General features: G+C 38.2%; 20 protein-coding genes. 16 read left to right on the forward strand and 4 right to left on the reverse strand.

The genetic code is table 11. The features are described 5' to 3' along the window. The first annotated feature begins 43 nt into the window (after nucleotides 1–43). The 3 genes from AN964_RS21250 (at nucleotide 44) to AN964_RS21260 (ending at nucleotide 3,581) form a co-directional block, all read left to right on the forward strand. Nucleotides 44–940: an ROK family protein gene (locus AN964_RS21250; protein ID WP_055741796.1), complete on the forward strand. Its 897-nt coding sequence runs from the start codon at nucleotides 44–46 to the stop codon at nucleotides 938–940. A gap of 169 nt (nucleotides 941–1,109) precedes the next feature. Then, nucleotides 1,110–2,087 (forward strand): proline dehydrogenase family protein, encoded by a 978-nt coding sequence (locus tag AN964_RS21255; protein WP_055741797.1) that lies wholly within the window; start codon nucleotides 1,110–1,112, stop codon nucleotides 2,085–2,087. A gap of 381 nt (nucleotides 2,088–2,468) precedes the next feature. Then, nucleotides 2,469–3,581 carry an HD-GYP domain-containing protein gene (locus AN964_RS21260; RefSeq protein ID WP_055741798.1) on the forward strand — a complete coding sequence of 371 codons (1,113 nt, stop codon included), beginning with the start codon at nucleotides 2,469–2,471 and terminating at the stop codon, nucleotides 3,579–3,581. Between the two features lie 158 nt (nucleotides 3,582–3,739). On the opposite strand, the gene AN964_RS21265 is transcribed toward AN964_RS21260, so the two are convergent. Continuing rightward, nucleotides 3,740–3,961, reverse strand: coding sequence for a sugar transferase (locus AN964_RS21265; RefSeq protein ID WP_055741799.1), 222 nt, complete (start codon nucleotides 3,959–3,961; stop codon nucleotides 3,740–3,742). A gap of 418 nt (nucleotides 3,962–4,379) precedes the next feature. Between AN964_RS21265 and AN964_RS21270 the strand changes: the two genes are divergently transcribed. Then, nucleotides 4,380–5,321 (forward strand): polymorphic toxin type 44 domain-containing protein, encoded by a 942-nt coding sequence (locus AN964_RS21270; protein WP_055741800.1) that lies wholly within the window; start codon nucleotides 4,380–4,382, stop codon nucleotides 5,319–5,321. Here the strand turns inward: AN964_RS21270 and AN964_RS21275 are convergent. Then, on the reverse strand, nucleotides 5,318–5,707 hold the full coding sequence (locus AN964_RS21275; RefSeq protein WP_055741801.1) for an SLAP domain-containing protein: 390 nt from the start codon (nucleotides 5,705–5,707) through the stop codon (nucleotides 5,318–5,320). The two genes, AN964_RS21270 and AN964_RS21275, sit on opposite strands and share 4 nt — an antisense overlap. A gap of 436 nt (nucleotides 5,708–6,143) precedes the next feature. Between AN964_RS21275 and AN964_RS21285 the strand changes: the two genes are divergently transcribed. The 5 genes from AN964_RS21285 (at nucleotide 6,144) to AN964_RS21305 (ending at nucleotide 12,645) form a co-directional block, all read left to right on the forward strand. After that, the gene (locus AN964_RS21285) at nucleotides 6,144–7,514 is read left to right on the forward strand and encodes an RsmF rRNA methyltransferase first C-terminal domain-containing protein (RefSeq protein ID WP_055741803.1); all 1,371 of its coding nucleotides are present in this window, start codon (nucleotides 6,144–6,146) and stop codon (nucleotides 7,512–7,514) included. Nucleotides 7,515–7,583: 69 nt separating this feature from the next. Further along, nucleotides 7,584–8,732: a glycerate kinase family protein gene (locus tag AN964_RS21290; protein WP_055741804.1), complete on the forward strand. Its 1,149-nt coding sequence runs from the start codon at nucleotides 7,584–7,586 to the stop codon at nucleotides 8,730–8,732. Between the two features lie 103 nt (nucleotides 8,733–8,835). Then, the gene (gene htpG, locus AN964_RS21295) at nucleotides 8,836–10,713 is read left to right on the forward strand and encodes a molecular chaperone HtpG (protein WP_055741805.1); all 1,878 of its coding nucleotides are present in this window, start codon (nucleotides 8,836–8,838) and stop codon (nucleotides 10,711–10,713) included. 176 nt (nucleotides 10,714–10,889) lie between these two features. Next, the gene (locus AN964_RS21300; protein WP_055741806.1) at nucleotides 10,890–11,498 is read left to right on the forward strand and encodes a methyltransferase; all 609 of its coding nucleotides are present in this window, start codon (nucleotides 10,890–10,892) and stop codon (nucleotides 11,496–11,498) included. Nucleotides 11,499–11,553: 55 nt separating this feature from the next. Then, nucleotides 11,554–12,645, forward strand: coding sequence for a threonine aldolase family protein (locus AN964_RS21305; RefSeq protein WP_055741807.1), 1,092 nt, complete (start codon nucleotides 11,554–11,556; stop codon nucleotides 12,643–12,645). A 289-nt stretch (nucleotides 12,646–12,934) separates the two neighbouring features. On the opposite strand, the gene AN964_RS21310 is transcribed toward AN964_RS21305, so the two are convergent. After that, complete coding sequence (locus tag AN964_RS21310) at nucleotides 12,935–14,098, reverse strand: GNAT family N-acetyltransferase (protein WP_367591936.1); 1,164 nt, start codon at nucleotides 14,096–14,098, stop codon at nucleotides 12,935–12,937. Between the two features lie 100 nt (nucleotides 14,099–14,198). Here AN964_RS21310 and AN964_RS21315 point away from each other — a divergent pair, with 100 nt between their 5' ends. From AN964_RS21315 to AN964_RS21340, 6 genes are all read left to right on the forward strand, one after another. Continuing rightward, nucleotides 14,199–15,173 carry an ornithine cyclodeaminase family protein gene (locus AN964_RS21315; protein WP_055741809.1) on the forward strand — a complete coding sequence of 325 codons (975 nt, stop codon included), beginning with the start codon at nucleotides 14,199–14,201 and terminating at the stop codon, nucleotides 15,171–15,173. 15 nt (nucleotides 15,174–15,188) lie between these two features. Next, nucleotides 15,189–16,355 carry a CocE/NonD family hydrolase gene (locus tag AN964_RS21320; protein WP_055741810.1) on the forward strand — a complete coding sequence of 389 codons (1,167 nt, stop codon included), beginning with the start codon at nucleotides 15,189–15,191 and terminating at the stop codon, nucleotides 16,353–16,355. Beyond that, nucleotides 16,316–17,329: a CocE/NonD family hydrolase gene (locus AN964_RS21325; RefSeq protein ID WP_055741811.1), complete on the forward strand. Its 1,014-nt coding sequence runs from the start codon at nucleotides 16,316–16,318 to the stop codon at nucleotides 17,327–17,329. The genes AN964_RS21320 and AN964_RS21325 overlap by 40 nt, the downstream gene beginning before the upstream one ends. A gap of 121 nt (nucleotides 17,330–17,450) precedes the next feature. Beyond that, complete coding sequence (locus AN964_RS21330; protein ID WP_055741812.1) at nucleotides 17,451–18,596, forward strand: acyl-CoA dehydrogenase family protein; 1,146 nt, start codon at nucleotides 17,451–17,453, stop codon at nucleotides 18,594–18,596. A 69-nt stretch (nucleotides 18,597–18,665) separates the two neighbouring features. Beyond that, nucleotides 18,666–19,817 carry a thiolase family protein gene (locus AN964_RS21335; protein WP_055741896.1) on the forward strand — a complete coding sequence of 384 codons (1,152 nt, stop codon included), beginning with the start codon at nucleotides 18,666–18,668 and terminating at the stop codon, nucleotides 19,815–19,817. A gap of 865 nt (nucleotides 19,818–20,682) precedes the next feature. Further along, the gene (locus tag AN964_RS21340; RefSeq protein ID WP_244885899.1) at nucleotides 20,683–21,630 is read left to right on the forward strand and encodes a glycosylasparaginase; all 948 of its coding nucleotides are present in this window, start codon (nucleotides 20,683–20,685) and stop codon (nucleotides 21,628–21,630) included. 281 nt (nucleotides 21,631–21,911) lie between these two features. On the opposite strand, the gene AN964_RS21345 is transcribed toward AN964_RS21340, so the two are convergent. Further along, on the reverse strand, nucleotides 21,912–22,418 hold the full coding sequence (locus tag AN964_RS21345; protein ID WP_055741813.1) for a MerR family transcriptional regulator: 507 nt from the start codon (nucleotides 22,416–22,418) through the stop codon (nucleotides 21,912–21,914). Nucleotides 22,419–22,767: 349 nt separating this feature from the next. Here AN964_RS21345 and AN964_RS21350 point away from each other — a divergent pair, with 349 nt between their 5' ends. Further along, complete coding sequence (locus tag AN964_RS21350; RefSeq protein WP_055741814.1) at nucleotides 22,768–23,196, forward strand: MarR family winged helix-turn-helix transcriptional regulator; 429 nt, start codon at nucleotides 22,768–22,770, stop codon at nucleotides 23,194–23,196. Nucleotides 23,197–23,556: the final 360 nt, after the last annotated feature.

A 23,556-nucleotide genomic window follows, 5' to 3' on the forward strand; every position in this document is an offset into this window, starting at 1 on the left:
ATTAAGAATTCTTAAATATTTGATATTAATAGGGAGATAGAAAATGGCACTATTGGCAGTTGATATTGGAGGAACTTCTGTAAAACATGGGATATGGAATGATGAGAAATTAGGTAATAAAGGTTCTTTTAGAACCCCAGCGACTTGGGATGAAATGAAAACAGAATTTATGGTATTAAAGAATAGCTTGGGAGAAGGGACAAAAATTAGCGGTGTGGCGATCAGTTCCCCTGGAGCGGTGAACCAAAATAAAGGGGTTGTCGAGGGATCAAGTGCTGTACCTTATTTACACCACTTTCCAATATTTGCAGAGCTCACTGAATTATTTCAATGTCCCGTCTCTATTGAAAATGACGCAAACTGTGCAGCGCTGGCGGAAATTTGGAAAGGGGAGGCAAAAGGACTCAAAAATGTGTTGTTTGTGGTTGTAGGCACAGGCATTGGCGGAGCAGTTATTATAGACGGGAAAGTGTGGCACGGGAAGCATCTTTTTGGAGGAGAATTCGGATACATGCTTCTAAAGGATAATGCAATCTTCAGTGAATTAGGAACTGCTGTGAATATGGCTAAACGGGTAGCGAAACGCAAAAATATTTCGGAAAATGAGTTAAGCGGGGAAGAAGTATTTGAAATGGCCAAGAATGGTGATTTGATTGCCGAGGAAGAAGTGGAAACATTCTATCATTATTTAGCTCAGGGAATCTATAATCTTCAATATAGTTTCGACCCTGAAAAAATCATTATTGGCGGCGGTATTTCAAGCAAGGAGGATTTAATACCCGAGTTAAATAAGAGATTGGATAGAATCATAAAACAAGTGGAGATTGCTCCTTTTATTCCTGAAATCGCCATTTGCAAATACAAAAACGATGCAAATCTAATCGGCGCTGTTTATAACTGGTACCAAAATTGGTGTCAGGCACCAATCAAGGACAAATGAATGAGTTTGTACATGTGGAGTGGACAGTTTTTAATGGAACTGTCTTTCTTTTAATTTGAAGAATTGCTCCTTTTGACAAAGTTCAACAATTTTCGAAGATTGATAGCGTATTCAAAAAGTTGTGCTATAATGAAAGTAAAAATAAATACACAGCTAAGGAGTAATTGCGATGTTGAAAGATCTTTTTATGGGCCTATCCAAGAACCAATTTCTTAATACAGCAGCCAAAAAATATGGCTTAAAATTAGGGGCTCAAAATGTTGTAGCTGGAACAAATATAGCGGAAACAATTCAAAGTATAAAAGAACTAAACTCCCACGGCATTGCTTGTACAGTCGATAACTTAGGAGAGTTTGTATATAAAGAAGAAGAGGCTACCGAGGCAAAAGAACAAATTCTTGAAGTCATCGAAGCGATTCATGAAAATGGAGTAGACGCACATATTTCTTTAAAGCCAACACAATTAGGGTTGGATATCGACTATACTTTTTGTTTAGATAATTTAAGAGAAATTGTGGACCGTGCCAGCCGTTATGATATCCATGTGAATATCGATATGGAAGACTATGGCCATTTACAGCCGTCTTTTGATATTTTAGATGATTTATCTCGTGAATATGATAATGTAGGCACCGTAATTCAGGCTTACTTCTATAATGCACAAGAAAATCTTGAAAAATATAAAAACTATCGTTTGCGTATTGTTAAAGGCGCTTATAAAGAGCCAAAAGAATATGCTTTCCAAGAGAAAAAAGAAATCGATTCTAATTTTATTAAATTAATAGAATGGCATCTATTAAACGGAAAATTTACTTCTATTGCAACACATGATCACCATGTCATTAATCATGTCAAAAAGTTTGTAAAAGCACATAATATTCCGAATAATAAATTCGAATTCCAAATGCTTTATGGCTTTAGAAGAGACATGCAATTGGAACTTGCAAAAGAAGGCTATAATTTCTGTACGTATGTGCCATTTGGAAAAGACTGGTACGGCTATTTCATGAGAAGACTTGCGGAAAGACCGCAAAACCTAAATCTTGTAGTGAAACAGGTATTTAACAAAAAGACAAATACGATGATTGGATTAGCTGCAGGAGCATTTGTATTGGGAAGAATGTCTAAGAAAAAGAAAGGCAAGTAAATTTTTAGAAAAATTCTGAAATGAATCTTTGATTTTTTCCATTCAAACAACATTAACTGGCATTTTCTTCATTGGATGAGAAAATGCCAGTTTCTTTTTTAGATACAGATAAGCTCCTTTCATATGTGTAAAAAATCCAATAGCAATAGAGATTCCCTTACCCATGTCTATATATATGATATTAATAAAAAATTCGACAATATTAGCAAAAATCGACAAATTAGGATAGAGATTTTTTATTTAATATCTTAAAATTTATTTAATAAGGAAATAGTCGGAGTGTAAGGCTTTTGTCATAAAAGTGCCTTCACATAAATAAGCGTAGTACATTTTATTAAATGGATATAGAGAGACTAGGGAAGATTGGGGAGATAGAAGGTCGTGCGTTTACTGCCGTTAGATAGATGTCAGCCAGGTGTTATATTAGGTAAATCTATATACCATGGTAATGGAAAAGTCTTATTAACGAAAGGAACAAAACTAACTAATAGTTTAATTGCTAGTTTAAAGAGATTTCACATTTATACTATTTACATAGAAGATGAACAATCCGAGGGAATAGAGATTGTGGAATCATTACCGGAACCAGTACTTATGGAAGCGATGGAAGTCATAACACATGGAATAACTAATATTGTCGAGTTAAATACCAACCATTCAAACTTTCATGGAATGATGAAATCAGGAAGAGTAATAAGAAGTTTTCAAAAAATTTTTAGAGACATCTTAGTATCTTTAAAAGATAATCCAACAGCTTTGAATTTATTGGCAACAACAAAAATACATGATAATCATGTTTACACTCATAGTTTAAATGTAGCCATCTATGCTTGTCAGCTGGCTATTGAGAATGGCTTGCCTCTTAAAAGTATTGAGGATATCGGATTAGGAGCCATGTTGCATGACATAGGAAAAATGTATATATCGCCAGAGATTTTAAATAAACCAGGAAAGCTCACACAGGATGAATTCCATCAAATGAAATCACATTGCCAAATTGGATTTGATATACTTCGGAAGGTGCATGAAATTCCTTTAACGGTAGCCCATTGTGCTTTTCAGCATCATGAAAGAATTGATGGAACTGGATATCCCAGAGGCCTGCAGGGAGAAGAAATCCATAAATATGCTAAGATATTGAGTGTTGCGGATGTTTTTGATGCAGTGACCAGCCATCGCGTGTATCGTCCTGCGTTGTTGCCACATAAAGGTCTAGAGCTTCTTTATGCTGGTGTTGATACGCAATTTGACCGTAAACAGGTAGAATTATTTAAAAAATGTATTGCAATCTATCCACAGGGTATGACGGTTAAATTAAATGATGGAAAAACTGGGATAGTATCAAACTATAACTTTCATTCAGCTGGGCGACCTCAAATAAGGATAATTAAAGATGAAGAAGGACAGGAGATCAAACCATATGAAATTGATCTGGCAGCAGCAGATTATCTTACTGTAGAGATTATTGATGCAGACCCATTATTGTATTATTAACATGAAGATACTTATTTAATGGAATGATGATTTTAATTACATCCATTCACCTGTGGATAAAGCATAATGAGATAAAAGAACAGCTTATTATATCCTTTCCTCATGCTTTATCCGTACTACCTCATCATGTAAAAAAAGGATTGGAAGCTGATTGACCATTAATAGGCTCCACTAGAACGGACTAACAGCAAAAAGGTTTTGAGCATAATTTTAATATCTTGAATGATGGACTGATTATGAATATAGGCTAAATCCAGTTCAACCATTTTGTGAAAACTAAGATTACTTCTGCCGCTTACCTGTGATAATCCAGTACAACCTGGGCGTACAAGTAAACGCTGCATCTCATATTGATTATATTTTTCAACCTCTGACGGCAACGGGGGCCATGACCTTTTTGCTAATAAAAAGCCCCTTTCTTTTTCATACGGACCATTTAACCCTCTTTCGGTTTGTTTCCTTTACCTCATATTAAGAAACGTTAAATTTGGGCAGCTCAAGAAGAGAAACGTTCCTAAAATACCATTTTGTAAAGTAACCATTTATAAATATGATTTTTCTCTTTATGTTTATGGAGTTGGCACTTAACTGAAACTGCATTTATACCTATTTTCGCAAAATGGGCAAGACATTAAACACACCCAGCTGTCTTTACTTGTTAGTGCGAATAGACGTGGCAATAGTGTTGAAATTGGAGAAATGGATACTGCAAATAGTAGTTTTTCCTTTTAATGATGGCTACCCCGCGAAGCACGGATGCATACACTATATTGATGAAAGGGCAGAGGAGTGTGGGAAATGAAATGGAATCGCCTTGTTTTTTTCTTTCGTTACTACCCAACAAAGAATTACAGAAACTATATTGGGATGATTATTGGAATAGCTGGAGCAATAATTGGACTATCTATTTGGCTAGATTCTTTTCTCTCACATGACGGAGGTAATTCCGGGAAATGGGAGTATTACGCAAAAATTGAATATTCTATGTTTTTATTTTTGCCTTGTTCTATCGCACTTATTGCAGCCATTTTTCAAAAGAACTATTTAATGTGGCTCGCTTTCTTATTATGCATACCTATATTTGTAACCTCCCCAAGGGTATTAACTATTATGTACCTTGTTTATATACCAGCAGTATGTTTTTTTCTTTCTGCTCTTTTAATGCACAAAACCTCCTTAAGCAAAAAGGATAAAGAGGAGTTAGAACAAATTATTAATGATGAAGTAAAGATGATTGAAAGAGAAGTAAATAGACGATGGAGTGGCATAACTTTAGCGGAAGATCCCATTTTAAATCAGGCTCAAAAAGAATTAACCACTTTCATGATTGCGAGAACCTATCAGCTGAACATTCGGTTCGCGAAAGATATAAAAAGAAATTATGAGAAATATGTGAAGTCAAGGGGAGATGCATTTGCTAATACGTATCGACTTGGCGTGTTTTACTATATAACTAGGTCATACGGAATATGGGATTTAAAGCGATTCATTGGAGATAAGACAATCTATACTTTCCAAGGGAAGGAAAAAAACGGGGAATATATCGGTAACCACCATTTTGGTTATATGGGGGCAGCAGCAGGTTTTAGCTGCAAAGTGTTAAGAATTTCCGCCGGGATGTATCAAGTATATTCAGGAGCCTTCCATTGGAAATACCTGTTTTCTTATTTTGACAACCCCGAGGATTCGGAGGCGATTGCTGACGGCTGTTCCGATTATAATAATGGATACAGATTTTAACTATTTATCTCGGCAAATGTTATTTTTCCGTTTCTTAATAAGGGGTGGCTGTAAAAGCTATCTGTTGGAAAAATAAAGGTCCATGGCATACTGGTTGATGGTTCAATCATCAGTGCTGGGAGAGTAAAGGAATGTTCAGCAACGATATTCTCGTCCTCCCAGTACTGAAGCTTTTCGTTGTGAAAAGAAATCTTTTGTTCGCTGAAATTTTGTACAAGCACCGTTATGAGCAATTCTCCTTTGTGATTCATTGCTTCCCATAAGGGCGTGAATTCGATGTCTTTATTCTGGGAAGAGCTTGTTTCAAGAAAAACCTGTTGGATACGTTCCCGATCATTTTCTGATATCGTTTTGTCCCATGCTGATTCGAATTGGAGTTTTTGCATTGGTATGACCTCCTTTTTAAGTTGTATTTTATCATAAGATTGGGATTTCGCATTGTTTTGGGTAGGGGGTTTAGCATTTTTGCTCAAAAGTTCATCGATTTCCCCTCAAGGTTCAGCACTTTCTACGAAAAGTTCCGTGTTTTCACGTCGAAGTTCCTCGGTCTGACAGAAGTTCGGTAATTTCCCTGTAAAGTTAAGCAATCTCAACAAAAAGTTCCGCGTTTTCAACACGAAGTTCAGCACCTCCAACAAAAAGTTCAGCACTTCCACCAGAATTTCAAAAATCCCCAAAAAGCACAGTATCTTTCCCATACATTTCAGCGCTGCCCTATTTTTTTTCGGCACCCAACACTGATTTCCTTCCGAACTTCGCATTTCCCTAAATAGTTATTGTAATATAAGGAGAGAAGATTTCCTTTTTTGAGGTGAATAAACAATGGAGTTACCAAAAGAATTTCTTTCTAAAATGAAAGACTTATTAAAAGATGAATATGATGATTTTTTACGAAGCTATGAGGAACCGAAAATTCAAGGCTTGCGAGTGAACACGTTAAAGGTGTCGATAGAAGAGTTTTTGAACATAAATCCATTTCAATTAGAGAGGATTCCGTGGGTAAATGGGGGCTTTTTTTATCAAGAGGAGGATCGCCCCGGAAAGCATCCATATCATGAGGCAGGTTTGTATTATATACAGGAGCCGAGTGCGATGGCTGCCTCCGAAATGGTAGATCCGCAACCAGGAGAGAAAGTACTGGATTTATGTGCGGCACCCGGAGGTAAATCCACCCATATGGCAGCCAAAATGAAACAGCAGGGGCTTTTGCTGACAAATGAACTGTATCCGGCCCGGGCAAAAATTCTCTCGCAAAATGTGGAAAGAATGGGAATCAAAAATGCTGTTGTTACCAATGAGGCTCCATCGAAATTAGCGGAACGATTTCCGAACTTTTTTGATCGGATCTTGGTTGATGCACCATGCTCAGGAGAAGGGATGTTTCGTAAAGACCCTGGAGCAAGGGAAGAATGGAGCTTAGAGAATGTAGCAGCATGTGCGGAGCGTCAGTCGGAAATTCTCCGGTACGCAGCAATGATGCTTCGTCCAGGAGGGAGGCTCGTTTATTCAACCTGCACCTTTTCTCCGGAAGAAAATGAAGGGGTTATTAGCCAATTTTTAAATCAAGATTCCCGATTTGAAATAGAAGAAATCCATGTGTACGAAGGCTTTGATCATGGAAGGGAAGAATGGGTTTCAAATGGAGCAGAAAATATTGAGAAGACCATTCGAATTTGGCCGCAGCAAGTGCGTGGCGAGGGTCACTACATCGCCGTTCTGCGAAAAGCGGAGAGCGAAGAACCAACTAAATGGAAATATGAGGACGGCTTAAAAGATCAAAAACAGCTCAAGGATTTTTTCCAATTTGCGAAGGAAACTCTGACATACACACCAAAAGGAGAATTTATTATCTTTGGTGATCAGTTATACTTACTGCCGGACGAAATGCTATCTTTGAAAAATTTAAAGGTAATTCGTCCGGGATGGCATTTAGGCACGATCAAGAAAAATCGCTTCGAACCATCCCATGCGTTAGCTCTCTCCTTAAAAGGGGATGAAGTGAAAAACAAATGGAATTTGGATAAAAATTCTCCCGAGATTCTCGCTTATTTAAAAGGGGAATCGATAAAAGCAGAAGGTCCAAAAGGATGGTATTTGGTAGAAGTAGACGGCTATTCAATAGGATGGGGAAAGCTTGCAGACGGAGTATTGAAAAATCACTTTCCAAAAGGATTAAGGTGGATGGGGGTATAGTGATAATCCCCAAATACGACTGTAACGATAGTTTTATAATGAAGATAGAAGCCAAAAGGGGTATCGATCGTGAAGGTATTAATAGCAATAGATTCGTTTAAAGGCAGTATTTCCTCCATTGAAGGCGGGAAAGCGATTGCGGAAGGGATTTTACCAGTGTTTCCGGATGCGGATATTGTCACAATTCCACTTGCGGATGGAGGCGAAGGAACCGTAGATGCACTAATCCATGCAACAAACGGAATCTTTATCGATTTGCCTGTAACCGGACCGCTAAATGAAAAAATACAATCTAGATACGGTATTATGGGCGATGGAAAAACTGCAGTGATTGAAGTTGCTGCGGCATGCGGTTTGACTCTTGTTCCTTTGGCAAAAAGAAACCCGCTATTGACCACTTCCTATGGAGTCGGGGAGCTCATTTTGGATGCCATTCATAAGGGGTGTCGCCAATTTATTATCGGCCTTGGCGGCAGTGCTACAAATGATGCAGGTATTGGAATGCTTCAAGCGTTAGGATTTCATTTTCTAAACAATCGAAATCAATCAGTAGGAAGTAATGGACAATCATTAAAAGCTATTGAAAAAATTAAGATGGATGATGTTCACCCGGATCTGAAAAATTGCGAATTTTATATTGCCTGTGATGTGAATAATCCTTTATATGGGCCTAACGGTGCCGCATATATTTTTGGCCCTCAAAAAGGTGCTGATCAGAAGATAGTTCAGGAACTCGACGAAGGTCTTCGGCATTTTAGTAAGGTGCTTAAGAAACAATTAGATGTGGATATTCATCATTTTCCAGGAGCTGGAGCAGCTGGCGGACTTGGAGGGGCATTTGTTGGATTTTTAGATGGTAAGCTTCAATCAGGAACCCGGCTCATTCTGGATGTGCTTCAGATAGAGAAATATTTGAAAGCAGCAGACTTTGTCATTACCGGTGAAGGTAGATTAGATGGTCAAACGGCTATGGGGAAGGCTCCGTCTGGAATTGCCCAATTAGCAGGCAAGTATCATGTTCCAGTTATTGCATTGGCTGGAGGTGTCACTGCTGATTCCTCTGCTTTAAACGATCTCGGTATAACATCGTATTTTTCGATTATGAATGAGCCGATGGCACTCGAACAAGCCATGAATACAAACAAGACTTATGAAAATTTAAAATGTATCTCTAATCAATTATTTCGATTGATCAAAACAGTTCGTTTAGACAGTTGACGGAAGCAATTTTTTTATGATAATAAATAAATGATTAGCACTCGTAAAGTGAGAGTGCTAAAATGATGAATAGAAACTATTTATATGGAAGGGAGATATCATAATGGCAAAGAAAGAGTTCAAAGCTGAATCGAAAAGACTGCTTGAAATGATGATTAACTCTATCTATTCTCAGAAGGAGATTTTTTTACGAGAGTTAATTTCCAATTCTAGTGATGCGATTGATAAAATCTACTACAAAAAGTTAACCGATGATACGTTAACCTTTAATAAAGATGATTATTATATAAAAATTGAAGCGGATAAGGATAACCGCTTATTGAAGATTTCCGATACTGGAATCGGGATGACGAAGGAAGAACTTGAGAACCATCTTGGGACAATTGCAAAAAGCGGTTCCCTTGCGTTTAAAAATGAAAATGAATTAAAGGACGGACATGATATCATTGGTCAGTTCGGTGTTGGTTTCTATTCCGCCTTCATGGTTGCGGACGTTGTGACGGTTATCAGCAAGGCATTAGGCAGTGAGGAAGCATACAAGTGGGAATCTACCGGTGCTGATGGTTACAGTATCGAGCCATGCGAAAAAGACTCTGTAGGTACAGAGATAATTTTAAAAATCAAAGAAAACACTGAAGATGAATCTTATGATGAATATTTAGAAGAGTACCGTTTAAAATCGATTATTAAAAAGTATTCTGATTTCATCCGCTACCCAATTAAAATGGAGGTCACAGGAAGAAGACCAAAAGAGGGAAGCGAAAACGAGTTTGAGGATTACAAAGAGGAACAAGTCATTAATAGTATGGTTCCGATTTGGAGAAAAAATAAAAGTGAGTTAACAGACGAAGATTACGAGAATTTTTATCAAGAAAAGCGTTACGGCTTTGATAAACCGCTAAAACATATCCATATCAGTGTGGATGGTACGGTGAGATATAATGCGATTCTTTACATTCCGGAGAATATTCCATTTGATTACTATTCAAAAGAATTTGAAAAGGGACTAGAGCTTTATTCCAGCGGCGTTTTAATCATGGAAAAATGCGCTGATTTGCTTCCTGACTATTTCAGCTTTGTTAAAGGGATGGTCGATTCGGAAGACTTATCGCTGAACATCTCAAGGGAAATTCTGCAACAGGATAAACAATTGAAGTTTATTGCCAAAAACATTAAGAGCAAAATTAAACGTGAATTAGAAGGCATGCTTAAAAATGATCGTGAGAAATATGAAAAGTTCTATGACTCCTTTGGCAGACAGTTAAAGTTCGGTGTATACAGTGACTTTGGACAAGATAAAGATGTGCTCCAGGATTTATTGATGTTCTATTCATCGAAGGAAAAGAAATTAGTGACATTGGACGAATATGTATCCAGAATGCCGGAAGAGCAAAAATATATTTACTATGCCACTGGTGAAACTAATGAACGGATTGAGAAACTGCCACAAACAGAACTTGTAGCAGATAAAGGATATGAAATTCTGTATTTCACGGATGATATTGATGAGTTCGCCATTAAAATGCTGATGAACTACAAAGAGAAGGAATTTAAATCCGTATCAAGCGGTGATCTTGGAATTGAGGAAGATAACAAAGAAACTACAGAGTCCGAACAAAAGGAAAACAAAGATCTGTTTGACTTCATGAAAGAGGTCCTAGCAGATAAGGTGAAGGATGTAAAAGTTTCTAAGCGTTTAAGAACGCATCCGGTATGTCTAACAGCTGAAGGCGACTTATCTATTGAAATGGAAAAAGTTCTTAATGCAATGCCGAACAACCAAAATATTAAGGCGGAAAAAGTATTGGAAATTAACGTAAATCACGAAGTATTCCAATCTTTGAAAAATGCATTTGAAAACGATAAGGATAAGCTAAAATTATATACGAACTTACTATACAACCAAGCACTGTTAATTGAAGGCTTACCAATTGGTGACCCGGTTGAATTTACGAATGATATTTGTAAAGTGATGGTATGATAATTGTAAGACACTCGATTTTTCGAGTGTCTTTTTATCTAAGCTATAACAGTGAATATTGCGATTTCAGGCATTGTTGTATACATATGATGTGGTTTTATTCGGAACTGTAAGCATTAGGCGGCATGTACATCCATAATATTATTTTATAAAGGGATTAACTAAAGGAGCTTCCAATGAACGAAAAGTATTTTGATGCACTATTAAATATTAAAACAAGAGAAGAACAAAAAGGCTTTCTGAAGTCTATACATTATCATCGCTATGAGCCGACACCTTATCATGCACTAGAGACTCTATTTGACGAATATGAGCTAACAAGCAAGGATAGGATAGTTGATTTTGGCTGTGGAAAAGGGAGACTAAACTTTTACATACATCACTTCTTCCATGCAACGGCGGTAGGGATAGAAATGAATGAACAATTTTTCCGGGATGCAATGGCAAATCGGGAAAATTATTTGAAAAAGAATCATCATGGGGCAGATAAGATTTATTTTCATTGCTGTATAGCGGAGGATTATGAGATAGATCCGAAAGATAATCGTTTTTACTTTTTTAACCCATTCTCCGTGCAAATATTTATGAAAGTAGTTAACCATATCCTGCAATCTGTTGAAAAAGTGAAGCGGGATGTTGAATTGATTTTATATTATCCAGCAAATGAATATATGTATTTTTTAGAAAATCAAACTGCTTTTGTGTTGAAGCAGGAGGTTCCATTACGTGATTTAATCGAACATAATCCTAATGAGAGGTTTTTAATCTATCGATTAGACTGGTGACATGGAATGCTTTATTATCTATATATAGATAATATTTTGAATAGGAGTCTAAGTGATGAGCAAACAAAATCCTTTATTGGAAGCTTTTAAACAAACAAACTATCAGGTTGCAGGCAATGGAAAAAGAAATGTGCAAGTTTTGAAAGATGCGTTTGCTGAAGTAGATGGTGAATTTGAAAGTGATATGTATGGAAAAGGGAAAGTAATAGAAGAATTTCAAACGAAAATTGCAGAATTTTTAGGAAAAGAAACGGCAGTGTTTTTTCCAAGTGGTACAATGGCACAGCAAATTGCTTTAAGAATTTGGTGTGATGAAAAGGGATTGAAAAAGGTGGCGTATCACCCGCTTTGCCATTTGGAAATACATGAGGAGGACGGTCTAAAAGAATTACATCATATTGAACCTGTTTTGCTTGCGGATAAAAATAGAGTAATAGAGTTGAAAGATGTAGTAGATTTAGATCAGGAGATTGCTTGTTTATTGCTTGAGCTGCCGCAACGGGAAATTGGCGGGGTATTACCGGATTATGATACGCTCGTGTCGATTTCTTCCTATTGCCGTGAAAAAGGGATTAAGCTCGATTTGGATGGCGCTCGACTTTTTGAAATTCTTCCCTATTATCAAAAGACTGCTGCTGAGGTTTGTGCGCTTTTTGATAGTGTATATGTTTCCTTTTATAAAGGGATTGGTGGAATCGCTGGAGCTATTTTGGTCGGTGACAAAGATTTTATCGAGAAATCAAAGGTTTGGAAACGTCGCCACGGCGGGGATCTCATAAGTTTATATCCTTATATTGTAAGTTCGGATTATTATTTTGATCGGAGGATTCCGAAAATGGAGCAATATTATGAGGAGGCAAAGGAGCTTGCTGCGTTTTATAATCAGTGTGATTCCGTTCAGACGAAGCCATTAGTGCCGGTTTCGAATATGTTCCACGTTCATTTTGATGTTGCTAAAGGAGCTCTTGAGCCTATTTTAATAGAGATATATAAGGAAACCTCTGTAGGTCTAACAGGCTATTTGCAAGAGACTGATGAAAATTCCTGTAGTTATGAGGTAAGTATCGGGGATCAGTATGAAAAGGTTCCGAAAGAAAAATTAGCGAAAGTGTTTGAATTGTTAAGAGAAAAAGTGAGTAAGAAGTAATCGTTTAAAAGGAACCCCTCTCTAATTAGAATAGGGGTTCTTTTTATTGACGATGGATAAGTACCAAAAAAGACTGTAGGAAGAAGGAAGCGGTCATCAAAAAGAAGAATAGGTGCCCAAAAATCCATTCAATGGAGTGAACTGGTAATTAAAGGGGCTGATTTGCCCCACGTAAACTACTGTCCAAGCAATTGTTTCCCTATAATGATCTAGATTACTACTGCTTTAATAGTGTTTAATAAAGAATCTCTCTCCTTCCTATCTGCTCTCATTTTCTATCAAAAAATCTCTAAAACCCATCAAACAAGCTTGGTTCTTTCTGAAGCAATATACTTTGCAGAGCTTCCATCTCGCTTTTACTTCCTTTGATTGCTCCTGCATCGGATAATTGCTGTGCGGTTTTAAACCCAAGCAGCAGTGCGGTAAAATGATTAATGGTAAAGGAAAGCCCTGTGTTTTGTCTTAATTCTGGTGAAAAGGATAGCCCCATGTCTTTGTTCAATGTATATGTTCCTGTGTTCCAAGGAGCATGTTCATCCACGATTTGAAAGGTAACAGAGCTTTGATCCGACCATTGGAAAGGGTAAATTTCACAAAATTCTTTTACATCCACGATTCTAGCCATCCCAAATGTTTTTCGTTCCGTTTTTATATCAGGATTAAAAAGGGTAAAAGGGAGCGGATCAGACACATACGTATACATTTCTACTTTGTTTACCATCGAGTCGTGCTGGCAAATGAAGTTCCATAGTCCGATTCGAGCTTCATGATTTAACGGTACAAACTCTCTGATTTCCATTTCTTTCTTTGAAATGTCATAAAGCATATAACCTAGCGGGGTATGATGTTGATCATAATAAATGGCAACTTGCGATTTTTGAATGACATTTTCCTTCCACCAAATACGGTCCCTCGTCATCATTCCAATAAATTTATCAGCAAATTGAGGATAAATAGTTTTTAAATCTTCTATGTTGGAGTCCCTTGAAAATCTTTTAATATATCCGTTTTGTTGCGGCTGTCGGATAAGATCTGCTTTTGTCAAAGATAGAGTAAGGAACTCGGAGAAAACCTCCCAGCCAAATTTACGGTAAAAAGGGATGGAAAAGGGATGTAGAAAGGAGACGGTTTGCCCGTTTCTCCTCATTTCAGATAAGGAGTGTATTAGCAGCTCTCGGACATAACCTTTCCGGCGGTACTCCGGGTAGGTTGCCACACTTGAAATTCCTCCCATTTTAACTTGTTGTTGTTCCAGCCAAATATGAAAAGGGCGGATATGAAGCTTTGCCGCTAACTGGTCCCCATCGAAAATGCCATATAAATCCTGGTCTTCATATGATTTTATTTTCTTTTCTAATTCTCGCTCAGAATAGTCATATTGAAAGGCGTAGGAAGATAAACGTAAGGCATCCTTGTATTGTTTTTTGTGGATTTTGGTGATTTTCAGAAGAATCGCCCCCCATAGTAATGTATAATTTGCATTATATAGAAAATTTAATTAATAAAAAAGAGACTTTTTACATTTTCATTTTTTCACTGACAGGGGTGACGTAATGCTTGTTATAAATCAAAAACAAGTAGAAGATATTTTAACAATGAAAGCATGTATTCAGGTGATGGAGGATGTATTAAAGGAATTGGCAGCGGGAGAGGCGATTCAACACCTAAGGTCGGTTGTGCCGATAGAAAAGAATAATTTAATGGGTCTTATGCCAGGATATTTGCGGAAAGAGGAAGTAATTGGTGCTAAGGTAATTACGATTTATCCTGAGAATCATCAACATGGCCAACCGTCACATCAAGGGGTTGTTCTACTCAATGATGCGAAGGATGGGAGTTTAAAAGCAGTCATGGATGGAACGAAAATTACAGCAATCCGCACTGCGGCTGTTAGCGCCGTTGCGACTAAAGCTTTATCAAAAAAGGATGCTGAGGTTCTTAGTTTATTAGGGTCAGGGGAACAGGCGAGAACTCATTTAGAGGCAATTCTTTTAGTTCGACCTATTAAACTGGTGAACATATGGAGCAGAAACATGGAAAAGGCAAAAGAATGGAAGGCAGAGATGGAGCAAAAATATCCGGTATCTATTCATGTATTTGAAACAGTTAAAGGTGCTGTTCGAGAGGCAGATATTATCTGTACTTTGACTGCATCCACGGAACCAATTTTATGTGGGGAATGGGTAAAGGAAGGTGCACATATAAACGCCGTTGGCGCTTGCAAAGCAGCAGATCGGGAACTAGATTCAGAACTTGTGAGAAAGTCGTTATTTTATGTAGATAGAGTGGAATCGGCTTTGAATGAGTCAGGAGATTACCTTTTCCCTTTAAAAAAAGGGGTGATTGATTCCAATCATATTGTAGGGGAGATTGGGGAGGTATTGACCAAAAAAGTACATGGGCGGCAATCCAATTCGGAGATTACTATTTTTGAATCTCTTGGATTGGCGATAGAGGATCTAGCTGCTGCAAATTTTATCTATCATGAGGGAGTCAAATCAAAGAAAGGGACATTCATTTCAATGTGAAAGGAGGAGTAACATATGAGAAATTATTTAAATCAAACCGTTTTCCATTATTATTGTGCAGGTGTATATGAAGGCAAGATTCAGTTTAAAGAAAATCAAATTATGCATAGTAAGGTAGACATGCGTAGAAGAACACAAATGCAGGAAAATGTCCTTTCATCTGATGTAAAGGCGAACATTCCTTTTCAAAAAATACATAAAAACCTAGCCTTTTATTCAAATCAGGAATGGTCAGGAGAACGGGTTTGTCTTGAAAATGGGGATTTTTATCAAAGGCATGTGCAATATCGAGGAGTGGTAAATGGGAAGGAGCGTATATCACAGGTTTGGGCTCTTCGAAATGATACAGCATTAGATATTGTTACAGTTGGTGAAGAAGTCATTGCTTTTGTATGCCAAAATCGAAATGGAATGGAGGTTATAGTCAAGGAAGGATATGAAAAGCTAACCCCGCTAGTAGTCTATGATGACCCTCTTCTTTCCAAATCAGAATATGGCATCAATAATTTAGGAACATACTTAATACCGATGAGAGACGGAGTTAAATTAGCGACAGATGTATTTTTACCAGAGGGTCTGGAGAAGGGGCAGAAGGTACCAGCCATTTTGGTAAGAACTTGCTATGACCGCAATCGAAAAAAGGAATCCCTTATAAGATGGGTGAATAAAGGATATGCAGTCGTTTCTCAAGATGTAAGAGGACGCGCAGATTCAGAAGGTGAATTAGTTCCTTTTTATTATGAAAGAGATGACGGATATGACACGATTGATTGGATAATCTCACAGGAATGGTCTGACGGCAATGTAGGAATGTGGGGAGCTTCTTATTTGGGTTATGTAGTTGTGGCAGCCGCGACAAGTGGTCATCCTAATTTGAAGGCGGTTGTGGATGAAGTAAATGTTGGATCTCCTTTTATTGATACGGTAAGAAGAGGCGGAACCGTATGCTCCTGGCCATTGCTTAGCTGGACACTCGCGCAATCAGTTGGAAATCGTACCGATTTTGATATTTTTGCAGGACTTACCGTGAGCGTGGAAGAAGCGGTTGATGCAAGGCCAATCAAAGACATCCCCAAGCAAATCATAGGACGGGAATCGGGACCTTGGACACTTTGGAGCCATCATCCGGAATATGATGATTTTTGGGAAATTGTACTTTTTCAGAGCGCGGAGCTAATGTAAAAGCACCTATGTTTGTCATTTCAGGCTGGTATGATGGCGACAGTCCAGGCGTATCTGAGACTTGGAGAATGCTTACAGAGCATAATGTGCCGAATCGAAAAATTTGGCTTGGACCATGGGAACATAATCCGAACCGGGCAAGGGATTTCCAAGGAGTACGTTTTAGCAATGATGCGGTTGTATATGATTATGATGTGAAAATTTTAAAATGGTTTGACCGTTTCCTTAAAAATATACCTAATGGGATTGAGGAAGAACCGAGAGCAACGTATTATCTTGTCGGTGAAAATAAGTGGAAAACCTCAGATGATTGGACACCATCAGAAGCAACGATTACAAACTTTTACTTAGGCAGCAAAGGGCGTGCTAATTCAAGTCTTGGGGATGGTGTTCTGTTGCATGAACCTTGCGAACCATCACCAAACGATACTTTTATTTACAATCCGGATGAACCATTCCATTTTTGCGGGGAAAGGGAACCGGAGAATGTAAGAAAATATGAAATAAGAAATGATATTCTCGTATATACAAGTAATGTACTAAAGGAAGATTTAGCGATTGCAGGGGAACTCTCTGCGGAAATTTATGCTGGTAGTACTGGATTTGACACGGATTGGGTTGTGAATTTAAGCGATGTTGATGAAAAGGGGAATTCTATTTTATTGTCCAACTATATTATAAGAGCTAAATATCGGAACGGTTATGATGCGCCACAGCTTCTTATTCCAGGAGAAGTGGAAAAGTATTCAATCTTTATGCAAAATATTGCCCATACTTTTCCTAAAGGACATCGAATTCGATTTTCGATAACCTCATCAAGTAAATTTGTAGCATTTCCGAATAATAATACAGGCGGAAATCCATATGAAGATTCAGAGCAATTGGTTGTCACACAAAGAGTTTTTCATGATTCAAAATATCCTAGTCATGTGAAGCTGCCAGTTTTATACGGAAAAATATGTGAAAAAGGCTGATTGGAGCTTATCTAAGTTTTCCGCTTAGCAAAACAGTATGTTTATTGCATATATATGAAATAAACGATTTCAAGATGGACCTCGGACAAAGTGAAAAATAGGAGATTAGGAGAGATTCATAATGGCTCATCCTTATTTAACGGAAGATCATGATATTTTTCGAAAATCATTGAGGAAATTTTTAGAGAAAGAGGCCTATCCATTTTACGAAAAATGGGAAGAGGATCGAATGATTCCGCGTTCCTTTTGGAGAAAGATGGGGGAGCAGGGGTATCTTTGCCCCGATATCGATGAGGAGTATGGGGGCAGTGGAGTAGATTGGGGCTTTTCAGTCGTGATAAATGAGGAACTGGAACGGGTTGGCTCCAGTTTGATTGGCATTGGGCTCCATAATGACATTGTGGTTCCTTATATTAACTCATACGGAACAGAGGAACAGAAGCAAAAATGGCTGCCGAAATGTGCATCTGGTGAACTCATTACGGCGATTGCGATGACCGAGCCTGGTACTGGTTCTGATCTTTCCAATATTCAAACAACCGCAAAGCTGGAAGGTGATTACTATTTATTAAATGGGCAAAAGACATTTATTACAAATGGAATTGCGGCGGATTTAGTAGTGGTAGCTTGTAAAACTGACCTTCATGCAGTACCTAGGCATAAGGGAATCAGCCTTTTAGTTGTGGAGTGCGATACCCCTGGTTTTTCGCGCGGGAGAAAGCTTCATAAGGTAGGGCTGCATGCTCAGGATACAGCAGAGTTGATTTTTGAGGATTGCAAGGTTCCTAAGGGAAATTTACTTGGTGTGGAAGGAAAGGGTTTTCGCTATTTAATGGAAAAACTTCAACAGGAAAGACTGATTGTTGCGATTGCCGCTCAAATTGCATCGGAAGAGATGCTGCGTATCACCATGGATTATGTGAAGAGTAGGGATGTGTTTGGAAAACCGGTTAGCTCTTTTCAAAATACACAGTTTAAAATGGTGGAAATGGCGACAGATATTGAAATGGGGCGTACCTTTTTGGACCAACTGATAGCTGATCACCTGCAAGGAGAAAATATTGTAACGAAGGTTTCAATGGCAAAATGGAAGCTAACCGACACAGCTAGAAGAATTGCGACAGAATGTATGCAATTACATGGCGGTTACGGCTATATGGAAGAATACGAGATTGCCAGACGTTATCGTGATATACCAGTAGCAAGTATTTATGCAGGGACGAATGAAATCATGAAAACGATTATTGCGAAGAACTTGGGGCTTTAAATGGATGAAAACTTGTATAAGGCTTTTTATAGGGTAATGCCTATTATAAATGGAGAAGGGAAGAAAAAGATGCGGGATGTCGTTATTGTAGAGGCAGTGCGTACAGCAGTCGGAAAAAGAAATGGATTTTTAAAGGATTATCGCCCGGATGATTTAGCAGGCGAGGTTTTAAAAGAGCTTGTGAATCGAGCTGGGTTGGATCCAAGCCTGGTTGAAGACGTGATCTTAGGATGTGTATCCCAAATTGGGGAACAAACTGGAGATATCGCCAGAGTGGCAGCACTTATCGCCGGGTATCCAATGGAGGTGCCTGGGGTGACCATTGATCGGCAATGCGGTTCAAGCCAACAGGCTGTTCACTTTGCCGCGCAAGCAATTCTATCAGGGGACATGGATATAGTTGTTGCAGGCGGAGTGGAAAATATGTCTCGCATTCCAATTGGCTCTAGCTATCAGGGAGCCCCATTTAGCGCAAGACTGAAAGAGAAATATGAAATCATCCATCAGGGTTTATCTGCGGAACGAATTGCAGAAAAATATGGCTTTACAAGGGAAGAATTAGATCAATTTTCATTTGAAAGTCATCAGAAAGCATTGTACGCACAGGAGAATGGATATTTTACAAAAGAAATTATGCCACTTGAAGTAACATTAGAGGACGGCACTAAGGAGATATTTAAGGAAGACTCGGGTCCGCGAAAAGCAACCAACCTGGAAGCGTTAGGGAACTTAAAGCCAGCTTTTATAGAAAATGGTGTTATTCATGCCGGAAACTCCAGCCAAATTAGTGATGGTGCTGCCGTCTTATTATTGATGTCCCGGGAAAAAGCGGAACAATTAGGCTATAAACCGAAGTTTCGTATTCACACCCGGGTAGTAGTTGGTTCTGATCCTACTTTGATGTTGACAGGTCCTATTGCTGCAACGGAAAAAGCGTTGAAGAAGGCTGGTCTAAATATCGATGACATAGATATTTTTGAAGTAAATGAAGCTTTTGCACCTATTCCGCTTGCATGGTTAAAAGAGACAGGCGCAGATCCAAGGAAATTAAATCCAAATGGCGGGGCAATTGCATTAGGACATCCATTAGGAGGAAGCGGAGCGCGTCTCATGGTCACGATGCTTCACGAACTGGAACGGACTGGTGGCAGATATGGATTGCAAACCATGTGCGAAGGCCATGGAATGGCGAATGCGACAATTATTGAGAGAATCGGTTGATGAAATTAAAGGAAAAAAGTGACGTTCATCATTGGATTGGTGGCCTTTTTTTAATGTTTTGCTGATTGGAAAACGGTAATGAATAGGTAGAGCGTGAGAAAAATGGTATCTATAGAAGGAAGATAGTACCCGGAAATATGGAGGTGCAGCGGAAATGGGAACAAAAGGGCTGGTATTGTTCCTAAAATTAAGAGGATGCAAGGAAAATGGGAACAATCGTGATAGTATTGTTCCCGAAATTAAGAGAAGGCAAGGAAAACGGGAACAATCGTGATAGTATTGTTCCCGAAATTAAGAGAAGGCAAGGAAAACGGGAACAATAGTAATAGAATCGTTCCCGAAATTAAGAGGATACAAGAGAAATGGGAACAATTATGACAGTATTGTTCCCGAAAACAAGAGAAGGCAAGGAAAACGGGAACAATAGTAATAGAATCGTTCCCGAAATTAAGAGGATACAAGAGAAATGGGAACAATTATGACAGTATTGTTCCCGAAAACAAGAGAAGGCAAGGAAAACGGGAACAATAGTAATAGAATCGTTCCCGAAATTAAGAGGATACAAGAGAAATGGGAACAATTATGACAGTATTGTTCCCGAAAACAAGAGAAGGCAAGGAAAACGGGAACAATAGTAATAGAATCGTTCCCGAAATTAAGAGGATACAAGAGAAATGGGAACAATTATGACAGTATTGTTCCCGAAAACAAGAGAAGGCAAGGAAAACGGGAACAATAGTGATAAAATGGTCGCTTATCAAATGAACAATTTTCCTATAACCATCCATTGTCGATATAGGATATACTCATTTTATAACTAGTGTCTAAGAATACATAAAAGCCACATAACTGGGGAGGAACTTTAGTGGAACAAGCAGGATTGAAGTGGGGAATGATTGCAACATGGGCCATGGCCTACGATGGTGTTAAAAAAGCTTCCGGGGAATTGAAAAATAACATAAGTGCTGCAGATGCTTTGGAAATTGCCATTAAGGAAGTAGAAAATCATCCATTCTATAAATCAGTTGGATACGGCGGTCTTCCAAATGAACAAGGAATCGTAGAATTGGATGCAGCCTTCATGGATGGGGATAATTTTAATATTGGTGCGGTTGCCGGGATGCAGGACGTAAAAAATCCAATCTCTGTAGCTCGTAAATTAAGTGAACAACAATTCAATCGTTTTCTGGTTGGAGATGGGGCGACTGCCTATGCGCAAAAAAATGGCTTTGAACGAGTGAATATGCTGACGGAATCCGCAAAATCAAGTTGGGAAAAGCGCATAGAAGAGATGAAAAAAAGCGAATTAAGTCCATATGATGGGCATGACACAGTAGGGGTTGTTTGTTTAGATGCCAAAAACTCGATGGCAGCTGGGACCTCTACTTCAGGGTTATTTATGAAAATGCAAGGTCGTGTTGGAGATTCCCCTTTATCTGGTTCGGGATTTTACGTAGATAGTGAGATTGGGGGAGCCTCTGCTACTGGTTTGGGAGAAGACCTGATGAAAGGCTGCCTTAGCTACGAAATTGTCCGACTGATGGGAGAGGGACTTACACCACAACAAGCAGCAGATAAAGCAGTGTACGAATTTCACGATAAATTAACGAAACGAAAAGGAAAAGCTGGCGCCATGTCACTGATTTGTATGAATACGAAGGGGGAATGGGGAGTTGCGACAAATGTGGAGTTTCCGTTTGTTGTTGCTACAGAAACAGAAGAGCCGAAAATTTATGTAGCGAGAAAAGGCGATGGTCATTCGACGATAATTGAGGAAGCTTCGCAGGAATGGCTCGATAATCACGAGGAATGAAAATAATTACCAGAAGCAGATGTTAAACCTTGGAAAAGGATAGAACACCTGCTTTTTATTTTACTTAATAGTTTCACACATCATTTTTATAAAAAAACACCGATATTCTATATTATTAATGATTTAGTTTTTGTTGATTGGCAAGTGAACAGGATCCACTTTTGCTGCGACTTCAAAATGTAAGGAGTTTTGATGAAGCTTATACGTGGCAATCCATTAAACAGCCATCCTATCAACACCTTTTAAGTAAGATTCTTAGAAGCAGGTTTTACAAAGCTATATTAGAAATTAAATAACGTTGAAAATAAATTTCTTTTTTTGTTTATTTTATAGGAGTTGGCATTGTTGTTAGAGATGTCCTTCGATTCCGTTTCAGCTAGTTTTTTCTCTAAGAGCTCAACGTGGGTGTTGAGGCGATTGATTTCATTTTCCAAATCCTCAATCTCTTTTCTGTGGGTTAATAATTGGTAAGAAACAACCTTGTCGGCCTTCTCATTCAGTTTTTTTTCCAGATCATTCATTCTTTGAACGAGTATATCGGCAGTAGATTCCTTTAAAAGAATTGCTGTTTTTCCTTTTCGGACTTTATTTCGGGAGATAGTGACATCTTGCAGAAATGTTCCGTTTTGAATTTGCTTTTTAACCTGTTTCAAAACAGAAATATCTTCATCTTGAATATCATAATGTCCGAGTTCATTTCTGTTCATATCAAGGTCTAATTCTTTAATCCAGCGTTTTAATGTACTTTGTGAAATACCTAGTAGCTTTGCTGCAGTTGCCGTATTCAAGTGATTTCCCCCTTTTCATTCGGCTGATTGATATCGCAGGTACGTGAATTTTCCTGCTATTATCCAATTTCGATTACTATTAGCCATTTCTTTATAAGAGTTATTCTCCTTAAAAATTCAGATTCCTTTCCATGTGACAAAACAAGTATCTCTTCGGCAAAGAAAGTGTTCTTCCTACTAAATTCTTATGAAAATGTCGAACAGTGAAGGGGTGGAAAACAACCTTCCAGATGCAGTATCAGGCACCGCTAGTGGACTGTTGTCTTTATGTGGTGCCGGACACCTTTTGTGTTATACTACAAGAAAAGGTTTTGGTTGTATGTTTTTTTGTATTAGGGGTGAGTCAGGTTTGAAAGAGGATGTTCTTCAGTTGATCGAGTATGAAATTGCGCTTCTTGTCAGGCTAACAACAGCGCATAGTCCAAAGCTAGGGAGTTTGGACCGGTCCGAGTATTTATTGTTAAGTGAGCTAGAGAAAAAGAGCCCGTTAGCAATCAATGCGCTTGCAGATAAATTATTGCTGAATCTTTCTACTGCAAGTAGACAGGTTGCAGCTTTGGAATCTAAAAAATATATTAGACGATTTCCTGATTCACAAAATGGAAGAATCAGCCTTGTTGAATTGACGGATGAAGGGAAAGAAATTCTTCATAAGGTTCAGCAAGCGCGATACGCTGCCTATAAAGAAATGCTACATGATTGGTCCGAAGATCAGTTGAAACAATTGGAAGGGAACCTTTCTCGCTTAAATCAGGATTTTAAATCATGGCGTAAATAAAATGCTGTCTCCATTACGATGGACAGTATTTTTTTATTAATCCTTGTTATCCAAGGAAGATGTACGAATGAATGAGGAATTACCTCAATCCACAATATTATTTAGTAGTTTTTTGGGGGAATGCTCGGAAAAGGTACTATTGATTCACGCGTACGACCATATGGGAACTACAGGAAGTGATAAATAAAAGATTGCAATTTTAGTTTTTAAAGTTGTATAATACATATTGCATAATACAAGTTATTGTACGTGTTGTGAATTTCCTTTAGTGGAAATTCTTTTTATTTGATTCTACAAAATATGCAGGACACTTTTCATCCTGCATTCTTTCCATAAGGCTACGTTGTAGACAAGGATTGA

This window comes from Heyndrickxia shackletonii (assembly GCF_001420715.1).
Taxonomy (GTDB): domain Bacteria; phylum Bacillota; class Bacilli; order Bacillales; family Bacillaceae_C; genus Margalitia; species Margalitia shackletonii.